Below are 12,647 nucleotides of genomic sequence, written 5' to 3' on the forward strand. Positions count from 1 at the left end.
ATAAGGCTTCAGACGGCATGACACAAATGGAGTACAATGATTTTCATCTGTTCGGACGGTTGGTCAACAGGCCGTCTGAATAACCGACAACCGTTCCAATCAGGAGAATAAACGTGAAATTTAGCACAAAAGCCGAAACTTTGCAGGCTCAACAGGCAGGTGCGCAATTATTTGTCTGCGCCGAAGCATCGCAACTGAGCAACCCGACTGCCCTCGCCCTCTTCGCTTCCCTTGAAGAAGGTCAAAATTTCGCCGACACCAAAATCCCGACGGACAACGGTTTGCAGGCAGTCGCCGTCGCCCGCCTCGAAAAAACCGACCGCGCCGCATTGAACAAAGCCGCCGCCGAGGCCGCCAAATGGGCGCAAAACCAAGAAACGGTCAATGTGGACGTTCACGCCTTTGAAGAAGCGCAAGCTGCTGCCGTTGCCGAAGCCTTCGCCATCGCGTTCGGCAACTCCGCCTACCGTTTCGACCGCTACAAAAAAGAAGCCAAGCCCGCCAAATTTACAGAAGCCGTGTTCCACACCGCACACGAAGCCGCCGTCAAAGAAGCCCTGCGCGTTGCCGAAGCGCAAGTTTACGGACAAAGCCTCTGCCGCGACTTGGGCAATGCCGCGCCGAACGAGTGCACGCCCGAATTTTTAGCGCGCACCGCCAAAGCCGAAGCCGAAAAACTGGGCGCACACGCCAAAATCATTGAAAAAGACTACATCAAAGAAAATATGGGTTCGTTCTGGTCTGTCGCCAAAGGCAGCGTTGAGGATCCATATTTGGTCGAACTGAGCTATTTCGGCGCGGCCGACAAAGAAGCCGCCCCCGTCGTCTTGGTCGGCAAAGGCATTACCTTCGACACCGGCGGCATTTCCCTCAAACCCGGCCTGAACATGGACGAAATGAAGTTTGACATGTGCGGCGCGGCAACCGTCATCAGCACCTTCTGCGCCGCCGTCAAACTGCAACTGCCGATCAACCTGATTGCCATCGTCGCCACTTGTGAAAACATGCCTTCCGGCGCAGCCAACAAACCGGGCGACGTCGTGAAAAGCATGAAAGGCTTGACCATCGAGGTATTGAACACCGATGCCGAAGGCCGTCTGATTTTGTGCGACGCATTGACTTACGCCGAACAATTCAAACCTAAAGCCGTTATCGACGTCGCCACCCTGACCGGCGCGTGCATCATCGCCTTGGGTCATGACGTCAGCGGTGTGATGGGTAACAATCAGGATTTGGTCGACAGCCTGCTGGCCGCTTCCCGCAACGTGGACGACAAAGCATGGCAACTGCCGCTCTTTGAGACCTACAAAGACCAACTCAAATCCAACTTTGCCGACATTCCCAACATCGGCACGCCGGGTGCAGGCACGATTACCGCCGCCACCTTCTTGTCTTACTTCACCGAAGATTACCCGTGGGCACACCTTGACATCGCGGGTACGGCATGGAAATCCGGCGGTGAAAAAGGCGCGACCGGCCGCCCTGTTCCATTATTGTTGAACTATCTGCGCAATGTGAAATAAATCTTGGGGGAAGCCTGCGGGGTTAATCGTTTCAACCCTTCAGGCCGTCTGAAAACGGAATCCGCATTATCTGACTCAACCTGACAAACGGAGAACCACCATGAAACCACTATTTGCCGCATTATCTGTCGCCCTTCTGCTCGGCACATCTCTAAACGCTCAAGCCGCCGAACAAACCACCCCCACCGACCGCAGCATCCAAGTGTACAAAAAAGCCGACTTGGCAGAATGGAACCGCAAAAACGCAGCCGGAGGCCAAGGCCCGTTGCTCGGCAGCTTTGCCTTCACGCGCCATCAAACCGCCGACCAAGACGCATTCAAAGAAATCGGCTGGCTGACCCTGCCACCGGGCGCATCCATCGGCGAACACAAACACACCGACAACGAAGACGTTTACATCATCGTATCGGGCAAAGGCCTGTTTACCGACAGCACGGGCAAACAGACCCAAGTCGGCGCCGGCGACATTACCATCGCCCGCCCCGGCCAGTCCCATGCACTCAAAAATATCGGCAAAAAGCCGCTGGTATTCTTGGATTTGATCGCCGAAACCGCAGGTGCTAAAGCCGCTGAAACCAAGTAATGCTTTCAATGAAAACAAATAATCTGCCGTGATTTTCTGTCTTAATAAAACCAGGCAGCAGAAAGATTGTTCCGTTTTCATTTAAACCTGTATACAAGCCAAAGGCCGTCTGAAAACCACGCTTCGTTTTCAGACGGCCTTTTTTCTCAAAAATCTTATCATATAAATAGCGCAATGTTATATAATAACAGCCTTCCGAAATATGATGAGAAACTAAAATGACACAAACCACACTCAAACCCATTGTTTTATCTATTCTTTTAATCAGCGCCCCTATCCTCTCCCAAGCGCATGAAACCGAGCAGTCGGTTGACTTGGAAGAGGTTACCGTCGTCGGTAAAAGCCGTCCGCGCGCCACTTCGGGGCTGCTGCACACTTCGACTGCCTCCGACAAAATCATCTCCGGCGATACCTTGCGCCAAAAAGCCGTCAACTTGGGCGATGCTTTGGACGGCGTACCGGGCATTCATGCTTCGCAATACGGCGGCGGCGCATCTGCTCCCGTTATTCGCGGTCAAACAGGCAGACGGATTAAAGTGTTGAACCATCACGGCGAAACGGGCGACATGGCGGACTTCTCGCCCGACCATGCCCTGATGGTGGACAGCGCCTTGTCGCAACAGGTCGAAATCCTGCGCGGCCCGGTTACGCTCTTATACAGCTCGGGCAATGTGGCGGGGTTGGTCGATGTTGCCGACGGAAAAATCCCCGAAAAAATGCCTGAAAACGGCGTATCGGGCGAAGCCGGATTGCGTTTGAGCAGCGGCAATTTGGAAAAACTGACATCCGCAGGCATCAATATCGGCTTGGGCAAAAACTCCGTGCTGCATACCGAAGGCTTGTACCGCAAATCAGGCGATTACGCCGTACCGCGCTATCAAAAAGAAGAAGGCCGTCTGAAACGCCTGCCCGACAGCCATGCCGATTCAAAAACCGGCAGCATCGGCCTGTCTTGGGTAGGCGAAAAAGGCTTTATCGGCGTGGCGTATAGCGACCGTCGCGACCGCTACGGCCTGCCTGCGCACAGTCATCTCTACGACGACTGCCACGCCGACATCATCTGGCAGAAGAGTTTGATTAACAAACGCTATTTGCAGCTTTATCCGCACCTGCTGACCGAAGAAGACATCGATTACGACAACCCGGGCTTGAGCTGCGGCTTCCATGACGACGATAATGCACACGCCCATGCACACAACGGCAAACCGTGGATAGACCTGCGCAACAAACGCTACGAACTCCGCGCCGAATGGAAGCAGCCATTCCCCGGTTTTGAAGCCCTGCGCGTACACCTGAACCGCAACGACTACCACCACGACGAAAAAGCAGGCGATGCAGTAGAAAACTTCTTCAACAACAAAACACACAACGCCCGTATCGAGTTGCGCCACCAACCCATAGGCCGTCTGAAAGGCAGCTGGGGAGTGCAATATTTGGGGCAAAAATCCAGCGCGCTTTCCGCCCTCCCCGAAACCGTCCAACAACCGATGTTGATTGACAACAATGTCCGCCATTACAGCTTTTTCGGCGTAGAACAGGCAAACTGGGACAACTTCTCACTTGAAGGCGGCGTACGCGTGGAAAAACAAAAAGCCTCCATCCAATACGACAAAGCCCTGATTGATCGGGAAAACTACTACAACCAGCCCCTGCCCGACCTCGGTGCGCACCGCCAAACCGCCCGTTCGTTCGCACTTTCGGGCAACTGGTATTTCACGCCACAACACAAACTCAGCCTGACCGCCTCCCATCAGGAACGCCTGCCGTCAACGCAAGAACTGTACGCACACGGCAAACACGTTGCCACCAACACCTTCGAAGTCGGCAACAAACACCTCAACAAAGAGCGTTCCAATAACATCGAACTCGCGCTGGGCTACGAAGGCGACCGCTGGCAATACAATCTGGCACTCTACCGCAACCGTTTCGGCAACTACATCTACGCCCAAACCTTAAACGACGGACGCGGCCCCAAATCCATCGAAGACGACAGCGAAATGAAGCTCGTACGCTATAACCAATCCGGCGCCGACTTCTACGGCGCGGAAGGCGAAATCTACTTTAAACCGACACCGCGCTACCGCATCGGCGTTTCCGGCGACTATGTTCGAGGCCGTCTGAAAAACCTACCGTCCCTACCCGGCAGGGAAGATGCCTACGGCAACCGCCCTTTCATCGCACAGGACGACCAAAACGCCCCTCGCGTTCCGGCCGCTCGCCTCGGCGTCCACCTGAAAGCCTCGCTGACCGACCACATCGATGCCAATTTGGACTACTACCGCGTGTTCGCCCAAAACAAACTCGCCCGCTACGAAACGCGCACGCCCGGACACAACATGCTCAACCTCGGCGCAAACTACCGCCGCAATACGCGCTATGGCGAGTGGAATTGGTACGTCAAAGCCGACAATCTGCTCAACCAATCCGTTTACGCACATAGCAGCTTCCTCTCTGATACGCCGCAAATGGGACGCAGCTTTACCGGCGGTGTGAACGTGAAGTTTTAAAACTTGATAGGCAAACAAAAAAGGTTTTCAGACTGCCGTCTGAAAACCTTTTTCTTTTTTTAACCAATCATTTAAAACTGACTATTAATCTTTCAACACATCTTGCGCAGCCGCTTGAATTTTAGCCGTCGCCGCTTCGATTTGCTGCTGCTCGGTAGATGGGTTTGCCACTGTTTCAACCGGGGCTGCTTGAGAAGCTGGCGCAACTTGAGGAGCTGCGGCTTTAGGCTCAGATTCAGTTTGCGGCGCAGTCAGTGGCAAACGCGCCAATACAGTGCTGACGCCGGTAACTTTATCGCCAATCGCCACTTGCGCCTGCGCATCGACAGGCAGATACATATCCACGCGCGAACCAAAGCGGATAAAGCCATAGCGTTCGCCGCGAGACAGTTTCGCACCGGCTTGGGTGTAGCACAAAATACGGCGCGCCACCAAACCGGCCACTTGAACAAAAGTAATTTCACGACCAGAAGCCGTAGTCGCCAACACCGCGTTACGTTCGTTTTCCGTGCTGGCTTTGTCCAAATCCGCATTCACGAATTTGCCTTTGTTATAAACCACTTTCGTTACCGTACAATCGGCAGGCGATTTTTGCGAATGCACGTTGAACACGTTCATAAAAATACTGATTTTCAAAGTATCGACATCACGATACGGATCGCGTGCGCGCTCGACCACCACGATACGGCCGTCAACCGGACTCAACACCGCCTCAGGATTTTGCGGAATCTCACGCGCAGGGTCGCGGAAAAACTGCAGGGCAAATACGGTAAACACCCAAAACGGTAAAGACCACCAGCCGCAGCACATCGACACCAGCAGGCTCAAAGCCAAACCGCCGCCGATAATCGGCCAGCCCTCGCGGGCGATAATCGGGTGGGGATACAAACGGTTCATCACTTATCCTTCATTTAACAATTTCAAAATTGCCGCCATTATATCTGAAACTCCAAACATTGAGGCCGTCTGAAATGTTCAGACGGCCGGTGTCTTTTGTAAAAAATACTCAACATAGATAAAGTTTAAATCTCGGCAACACAACAACACAGCGTCCTCAACACGCGGCTCACACAATCCGACACCTCGCCGCAGACAATGTTTAGACTACCCCTCCGCTCCCGATTATCTCGACAAGCCCAACATGACCGCCAATACCAGCCAAATCCAATGCCGCCGGCGCGATGTAGAAAACAAAGCGCGTTGAGACAGCAAACGTGTTTGGCTCAACTGAAACGCCACATCGGCCAACATCATCAAACGATCGGACTGCCGCGCCTCCCGTTCTTCCACTTTACGCAGTTTCAAATTTTCCGCCTCAATCCGCAGCCGCACCAGCTTGGCTTCCAAAATCAGCAGCTCGCGCGCTTCTTCATACTCCTGTTGCTTCATCGTCCGCACCCTTGTCTATTTCACCGCGCAAATACGCAATATCCGTCCGAATATCCTGCAAGGTCTCAGCCACACGACTGCCCTGCTCCCGATAATCTGCCGATACTTTGCGAAACAATACGGCAATAATCAGCAGGCTCACGAAGAAAATGCCAAAAAACACCCACAACGCCGCCACATCCGACAGCACGCGGTTCAAGCCGAACAGCAAACCGACCAAGCCCACCATCAACAGCGCGCCGGACAACACCAGCCAAACCGCCAAACGGAACACATTCTCCGCCTGACGCGTCAAATCCAAGCTCAATACCTGCAAACGCAACAGCAGCAAATCCGCGCCCTGATTCAACAAAGCCTTGCCATGTTCAAAACGTTGGCGAATCCCCATCTCGATTATCCTTTTTCTCAGGAAACATAAGGCTAAGGCCGTCTGTACGGCGCAATGAAATCCATGATTTCATGTGTACACCTGTTCAGACGGCCTTAACATATTCACATTAACGGCGGTTCAACAACACACCGACAACCAAACCGGCCAATGCGGCAAAACCCATCGCATAATATGGTTTTTCATGCACCACTTCATCAGCATGTTTGGCACCGCGTTTCAACCGCTCGCCCGCATCGGCTTCAAATTCGGCAAAACGCTCTTTGCCTTCTTTAAAACGCTCCTGAGCCGCCTCTTCAAACTGCTCGTATTTTTCACGCGCACGCTCGGCATGATGGCGCAAACGCTCGCCGGCCTCTTCTTCAAAACGGCTCAAACGCTCTTTGGCCACAGCCAATTTTTCTTCCAATTTGGCCCGGGCTTTGCTGCCCTCTTCCGAACCGGCTTCAACACCATTGCGGTACAATTCTTCCACATCATCCATCACTTCTCGGATGTCTTTCAGCAAAGCCTCGCGACGTGCTTCAAAATCGTGTTTTTTCATGTTTTTCTCCTTGAGATAGGTTGATATGGTTACAGACTGTTTATCTGTTAGTCAATTATAAACATTTCTCTCCGACTATCGCATTAATTCCAATCAAATTAAGTATCAAATATGTAAAAACAACCAAATGAAATTAAAAAAGGCCGTCTGAAAACTTCAGACGGCCTCTTCAATTCAGCTTAAAGACTTAAGTCTTACGCCAAACCTTTTGCTTTCAACACTTCCAGCATGGTAGTGCCCAACTCGGCAGGGCTGCGGGTGTAAGCGATACCGGCTTTTTCGAAAGCGGCGAATTTTTCTTCGGCAGTACCTTTACCGCCGGAAATAATCGCACCGGCGTGGCCCATACGTTTGCCTTTAGGCGCGGTAACACCTGCGATGTAGCCGACAACAGGTTTGGTTACGTTGGATTGGATGTATTCGGCTGCTTCTTCTTCCGCAGTACCGCCGATTTCACCGATCATGATGATGGCGTCGGTATCTGGGTCTTCTTGGAAGAGTTTCAGTGCGTCGATTTGGTTCATGCCAGGAATCGGGTCGCCGCCGATACCGATACAGGTTGATTGACCCAAGCCCAGTTTGGTGGTTTGTGCCACAGCTTCGTAAGTCAATGTACCGGAACGGGAAATAATACCGATGCGGCCAGGTTGGTGGATGTGGCCCGGCATAATACCGATTTTGCACTCACCCGGAGTAATCACGCCCGGGCAGTTAGGGCCGACCAAGCGGGTACCGTTGCCGTTGGTTTCCAGATAGCGTTTGGCTTTGAGCATGTCCAGAGTAGGCACGCCTTCGGTAATCACAACAACCAAGCCTACGCCGGAATCAACGGCTTCAACGATAGAATCCAAAACAAACGGAGCAGGAACGTAAATTACAGATGCGTCCGCGCCGGTTTCTTTAACGGCTTCTTTCATGGTGTTGAACACGGGCAGGTTCAGGTGGGTTTGACCGCCTTTGCCCGGGGTAACGCCGCCGACAACTTTAGTGCCGTAAGCCAGAGCTTGTTCGGAGTGGAAAGTACCGTTTTTACCGGTGAAACCTTGAACCAATACTTTGGTGTCTTTATTAATCAATACGCTCATTCTTTTCTCCTTAGGCGTTTACGGCTGCAACAATTTTTTCGGCTGCGTCATTCAGGCCGTCTGCAGAAGTCAGTTTCAGACCTGATTCGTTCAGAATTTTCGCGCCGAGTTCGGCGTTGTTACCTTCCAAACGAACAACGACAGGCACGTTGACGTTGATTTCTTTAACGGCTGCCACGATGGCTTCCGCAATCATGTCGCAACGTACGATACCGCCGAAGATGTTGATCAATACGCCTTTAACGGATTTGTCTTCCAGAATCAGTTTGAACGCTTCAACCACGCGGTCTTTGGTTGCGCCGCCGCCAACGTCCAAGAAGTTGGCAGGTTGGCCGCCTTTGAGTTTGATGATGTCCATAGTGGCCATCGCCAAACCGGCGCCGTTAACCATACAGCCGATGTTGCCTTCCAGGGCAACATAGTTCAGGTCGAATTCGGAAGCTTTCAGCTCACGTTCGTTTTCTTGAGATTTGTCGCGCAAAGCGGCAATTTTTGGCAGGCGGTAGAGCGCGTTGCTGTCGATACCAATTTTGCCGTCCACACAGGCCAAGTCGCCATTTTCACGGACTGCCAATGGGTTTACTTCAAACAGGGCGAAGTCGTTTTCGACAAACGCTTTGTACGCGCCGGTCATCAGTTTGACGAACTCGTTGATTTGTTTGTCTTTCAAGCCCAGTTGGAAGGCAACTTCGCGAGCTTGGCAAGGTTGCAGGCCGACCAGCGGATCAACGGTTACTTTGAAGATTTTTTCTGGAGTTTCGGCAGCAACTTTTTCGATTTCCACGCCGCCTTCGGTAGAAGCCATGAATGTAACACGGCGGGTAGAACGGTCAACCACTGCGCCCAAGTACAGCTCGGTTTGAACCGGATACATGTCTTCGCAAACCAAAACGCTGTTGACAGGTTGGCCGTTGGCATCGGTTTGGTAAGTTACCAAGTTGGTACCAATCAGGCTTTCAGCCACTTCTTTAGCTTCTTCGCGGCTTTTAACGACTTTTACGCCGCCCGCTTTACCGCGGCCGCCGGCGTGTACTTGTGCTTTGACAACAGCGAATTTGCCGCCCAATTTGTCGTAAGCTGCAGCGGCTTCTTCGCCGTTGTGTGCCAAAATACCGCCTTGTACGGGCAAACCGTAGCTAGCCAGCAGTTCTTTAGCCTGATACTCGTGTAAATTCATGGATTTCTCCTTAAGGTGAGTGGGTTTTAGGAATCGCCCTGCGGCCAATCCCATATTTTCAGACGGCCCTACTATTTACTGAAGGGCAACCACATCCGCGCCAGCAGATACATGGTTGCACCGCCTCCTCCGAGAATAAAAAAGACAATGCCTTTTTTACGCGAATTCGGGCAGAGCAGATAAACGGCAAGGCTGAAACTGATAAACAACAATGCCACGCGCCAAACCAATTCTTTATCTTTGAAACGGTTGAGCGTATAAGTTTCGGTCATCATCACATACATCTGCCACAATGCAGCCATACACATGCTGATGATGCCCGCCGGTATAAAGAAAATACCGACTATTTCTTTGTTCATAATGAATGTAAATGCTGTGTGTTTGTCTGACGGAATTATAAATCAGAGAACGAAGCTATCGAAACATTCAATTTGTCGAAGGCCTTAAGGCCGTCTGAAAAGTTTCAGACGGCCTTAATGTCTATCAACCGTGCAAAGCGCGTTTGTCGGCCGCCAAGGCAGCTTCGTGAACCACTTCGGACAAGGTTGGGTGGGCATGGATAATGCGGGCGATGTCTTCGCTGCTGGCGAAAAATTCGAGCGCAGTCACGCCTTCGGTAACCAATTCGCTGACAACCGGGCCGATCATGTGTACGCCCAAGATACGGTCGGTTTTGGCATCTGCCAACACTTTAACCGTACCTTTGGCTTTGCCCATGGCCAATGCGCGACCGTTTGCGCCGAAACCTGAAGTACCTTTTTTGTACTCCACGCCTTCGGCTTTGAGCTGCTCTTCGGTTTTACCCACCCAAGCGATTTCAGGGTCGGTATAAATCACGAACGGTACGTTGTTGAAGTCGATATGCGGTTTTTGACCGGCAATGCGCTCGGCAACGGCAACACCTTCGTCGCTGGCTTTGTGTGCCAACATCGGGCCGCGGACCACGTCGCCGATTGCCCATACGTTAGGCAGGTTGGTACGGCATTCGCCATCTACTTTGATAAAGCCGCGTTCGTCTTTTTCTAAGCCTACGGCTTCGGCGTTCAGGCCTTTGGTGTTTGGAATACGGCCGATGGCAACGATCAATTTGTCGAATACTTCGGTTTTAGCTTCGCCGGCAGCTGTTTCGTAAGCAACGGAAACGCCTTTGCCTTCGGATTTGATGTCGCCGATTTTCACGCCCAATTCGATGTTCAAACCTTGCTCTTTGGTGAAGTATTTGAAGGCTTCTTTGGCGATTTGTTGGTCGGCGGCAGCCAGGAAGGTCGGCGCGGCTTCAAGAATGGTAACTTCCGCACCCACGCGGTTCCATACGGAACCCATTTCCAAACCAATCACGCCGGAACCGATCACGCCGAGTTTGGCAGGCACTTCGGTCAGGTTCAATGCGCCTTCGTTGTCCAATACGTTCACATTGTCGATGGCGACTTGTGGCAGCGGACGCGGTACGGAACCGGTGGCTACGATGACGTGCTTGGCTTCGATAACGGTTTTCTCGCCTTTGTTATCGACTTCGATTTGGTAAGCATCGCCGTTTTTACCAGCAAAGGAAGCAGTACCGAACAGGCTGGTTACTTTGTTTTTTTGGAACAGGAATTTCACGCCGCCGGTCAGTTTGGTCACGATGGCATCTTTGCGCTCAATCATTTTGGCTGCGTCGAATTTTACGTCGCCGACAGTGATACCGTGTTCGGCAAACTCGTGTTGCGCTGCGTGGAAATGTTCGCTGGATTGCAACAGGGCTTTAGAAGGGATACAGCCTACGTTCAAGCAAGTACCGCCCAAGGCAGGGGCATCGCCAGCTTTGTTAACGCCTGCATCGACGCAAGCGGTTTTGAAACCCAGTTGCGCGGCACGGATGGCGGCAACGTATCCGCCCGGGCCTGCACCAATCACTACTACATCATATTGAGACATCGTGTCATCCTTTGCTTTTGGCAGTATCTCAAAATAAAAACGATACTTTTGTTTCTTTTTTATTTTGAATGACTGCGTTTTGATGGTTTTAAGAAAAGGCCGTCTGAAAGTCCATATCTGCCGATTCATTCGAATCAAATGTTTCAGACGGCCTCAATCGTTCGTTGAGCCTATTGTAGCACGATACTACATTACGCTACATCTAAATAAAAATTCAGACGGCCTTTTCATTAATAAATAAAAGGCCGTCTGAAACGATTACAGATCCAACAACAGGCGGGCTGGGTCTTCCAATGCGTCTTTAATGGCTACCAAAGTCAATACAGCTTCGCGGCCGTCGATGATACGGTGGTCGTAAGACAGAGCCAGATACATCATTGGACGGACAACAACTTGGCCGTTTTCAACCACAGCGCGCTCTTTAGTAGCGTGCATACCCAAAATCGCAGATTGAGGCGGGTTGATGATCGGGGTGGACATCATAGAGCCGAAAGTACCGCCGTTGGTAATACTGAATGTACCGCCGGTCAGATCTTCGATAGCGATTTTGCCGTCTTTTGCTTTTTTCGCATAATCAACAATTGCTTGTTCGATGTCGGCAATGCTCATTTGGTCGGCATCGCGCAAGATAGGTACAACCAAACCGCGTGGGCTGCCAATTGCGATACCGATGTCGAAGTAGCCGTGGTACACGATGTCTTTGCCGTCAACAGAAGCATTCACAACCGGGTATTTTTTCAGGGCGGCAACAGCAGCTTTAACGAAGAAGGACATGAAGCCCAGTTTTACGCCGTGTTCTTTCTCGAATTTTTCTTTGTACTTCGCACGCAAGTCCATGATTGGTTTCATGTTGACTTCGTTGAATGTAGTCAGAATAGCGTTTTCTTGTTGAGAAGCCAAGAGGCGTTCTGCAACACGGGCACGCAGGCGGCTCATTGGTACGCGTTCTTCAGGACGTGCGCCGGCAGGAAGCGCAACGGCAGGAGCAGCGGCTGCGGCAGGTTTGGCAGCGGCATTTTGTACGTCTTCTTTCAAGACGCGACCGTCACGGCCGGAACCTTGCAATGCGTTCACGTCAACACCGGTCTCGGCAGCCAGTTTGGCAGCGGCAGGCATAGCGGCGTTGTTTTGTGCAGCAGCAGGAGCGGCAGCTGGGGCAGCTTCTGCAGGCGCGGCGGCAGGTGCTTCAGCAGCGGCAGTGGCAGCTGTATCGATACGGGCCAAAACTTGGTCAGCAACAACGGTTTCACCGTCTTGCGCTACGATTTCAACCAATACGCCGGCTTGTGGAGAAGGTACTTCCAAAACCACTTTGTCAGTTTCGATATCGATCAGGATTTCGTCACGGGCAACTGCTTCGCCAACTTTTTTCTTCCATTCCAAGAGCGTGCCTTCAGATACGCTTTCAGACAGCATAGGTACTTTTACATCAATAATCATTTTGTGTCTCCAATGGCCCTTTCAGACGGCCTGTTGTGTGTTTTTAATTCTGCATATGGGCATTCCGCCTGAGCAGCCTCAGACGGAATGCCGC

General features: G+C 51.9%; 12 protein-coding genes. 3 read left to right on the forward strand and 9 right to left on the reverse strand.

Features of this window, described 5'->3' with window-relative positions; all coding sequences use genetic code 11:
- Positions 1-113: 113 nt before the first annotated feature.
- The 3 genes from RRV97_RS06360 (at position 114) to znuD (ending at position 4,613) form a co-directional block, all read left to right on the forward strand.
- Positions 114-1,523: a leucyl aminopeptidase gene (locus RRV97_RS06360; RefSeq protein ID WP_315611046.1), complete on the forward strand. Its 1,410-nt coding sequence runs from the start codon at positions 114-116 to the stop codon at positions 1,521-1,523.
- Positions 1,524-1,623: 100 nt separating this feature from the next.
- A complete protein-coding gene (locus RRV97_RS06365; RefSeq protein ID WP_315611047.1) occupies positions 1,624-2,106 on the forward strand; it encodes a cupin domain-containing protein in 483 nt (160 codons plus the stop codon).
- A 218-nt stretch (positions 2,107-2,324) separates the two neighbouring features.
- The gene (gene znuD / locus RRV97_RS06370) at positions 2,325-4,613 is read left to right on the forward strand and encodes a TonB-dependent zinc receptor ZnuD (protein WP_315611048.1); all 2,289 of its coding nucleotides are present in this window, start codon (positions 2,325-2,327) and stop codon (positions 4,611-4,613) included.
- 84 nt (positions 4,614-4,697) lie between these two features.
- Here the strand turns inward: znuD and RRV97_RS06375 are convergent, their stop codons facing one another.
- The 9 genes from RRV97_RS06375 to odhB form a co-directional block, all read right to left on the reverse strand.
- Positions 4,698-5,510, reverse strand: a complete 813-nt coding sequence (locus tag RRV97_RS06375) for a phosphatidylserine decarboxylase (RefSeq protein ID WP_315611049.1) — start codon at positions 5,508-5,510, stop codon at positions 4,698-4,700.
- A 225-nt stretch (positions 5,511-5,735) separates the two neighbouring features.
- Complete coding sequence (locus tag RRV97_RS06380; RefSeq protein WP_315611050.1) at positions 5,736-6,002, reverse strand: hypothetical protein; 267 nt, start codon at positions 6,000-6,002, stop codon at positions 5,736-5,738.
- Entirely contained in the window at positions 5,983-6,390 is a 408-nt protein-coding gene (locus tag RRV97_RS06385) for a phage holin family protein (RefSeq protein WP_295697042.1), read from the reverse strand. The genes RRV97_RS06380 and RRV97_RS06385 overlap by 20 nt, the downstream gene beginning before the upstream one ends.
- 109 nt (positions 6,391-6,499) lie before the next feature.
- Positions 6,500-6,934 (reverse strand): YqjD family protein, encoded by a 435-nt coding sequence (locus RRV97_RS06390; RefSeq protein ID WP_315611051.1) that lies wholly within the window; start codon positions 6,932-6,934, stop codon positions 6,500-6,502.
- A 194-nt stretch (positions 6,935-7,128) separates the two neighbouring features.
- A complete protein-coding gene (sucD, locus tag RRV97_RS06395; RefSeq protein WP_003678822.1) occupies positions 7,129-8,019 on the reverse strand; it encodes a succinate--CoA ligase subunit alpha in 891 nt (296 codons plus the stop codon).
- A 10-nt stretch (positions 8,020-8,029) separates the two neighbouring features.
- Positions 8,030-9,196, reverse strand: a complete 1,167-nt coding sequence (sucC, locus tag RRV97_RS06400; RefSeq protein ID WP_049352726.1) for an ADP-forming succinate--CoA ligase subunit beta — start codon at positions 9,194-9,196, stop codon at positions 8,030-8,032.
- Positions 9,197-9,267: 71 nt separating this feature from the next.
- A complete protein-coding gene (locus RRV97_RS06405) occupies positions 9,268-9,555 on the reverse strand; it encodes a hypothetical protein (RefSeq protein WP_002242554.1) in 288 nt (95 codons plus the stop codon).
- A 124-nt stretch (positions 9,556-9,679) separates the two neighbouring features.
- Positions 9,680-11,113, reverse strand: a complete 1,434-nt coding sequence (gene lpdA / locus RRV97_RS06410) for a dihydrolipoyl dehydrogenase (RefSeq protein ID WP_003745605.1) — start codon at positions 11,111-11,113, stop codon at positions 9,680-9,682.
- 258 nt (positions 11,114-11,371) lie between these two features.
- A complete protein-coding gene (odhB, locus tag RRV97_RS06415) occupies positions 11,372-12,553 on the reverse strand; it encodes a 2-oxoglutarate dehydrogenase complex dihydrolipoyllysine-residue succinyltransferase (RefSeq protein ID WP_002217383.1) in 1,182 nt (393 codons plus the stop codon).
- Positions 12,554-12,647 lie beyond the last annotated feature (94 nt).

The organism is Neisseria sp. DTU_2021_1001991_1_SI_NGA_ILE_055, assembly GCF_032342915.1.
Classification (GTDB): Bacteria; Pseudomonadota; Gammaproteobacteria; order Burkholderiales; family Neisseriaceae; genus Neisseria.